This window comes from Veillonella sp. VA137 (assembly GCF_003992015.1).
Lineage (GTDB): Bacteria > Bacillota > Negativicutes > Veillonellales > Veillonellaceae > F0422.
Genome location: NZ_RQVK01000036.1, coordinates 1 through 432, shown reverse-complemented (window position 1 = coordinate 432; position 432 = coordinate 1). Strand labels below are relative to the sequence as shown.

The following is a 432-nucleotide window of genomic DNA, read 5'->3' as shown; positions in this document are numbered from 1 at the left end:
TTATAAGTTAATTTAGAGAATCTATGTGCTTGGTCTAACCCTTAGAGTCAACTCTAAGAGACCAAATCATAAATTTTTATTATCTTCTATGCAGTTTTCAAAGAACAGTTTAATTTTCCCACAAAATCGTGCCTAACTTCGTCAAACTCATTCTCCTTGTCTCACGTACTTACCATTACGCTTCGACTTCGCATCATTCGTTTTTCTCGTTATCCATCGATTTTCTTAGAAAAATTAGTGCTTTGTCAGTATATCCGAACATAAATTGCTTGTCAATACTAACTTTTGAGAGTTGACCTCTCAAAACTGAACAATGTAGGTGACCAAAGTGTCGACCTAGTGTGACATCTAACATCTTGTGCTAGTGTATGTCTCCCTAGAAAGGAGGTGATCCAGCCGCACCTTCCGATACGGCTACCTTGTTACGACTTC

General features: G+C 38.0%; 1 rRNA gene. It reads right to left on the bottom strand.

The window, feature by feature from the left end:
• Nucleotides 1–380 precede the first annotated feature (380 nt).
• Nucleotides 381–432: ribosomal RNA gene (locus EO116_RS08385) — 16S ribosomal RNA — on the bottom strand; the annotation flags it as partial.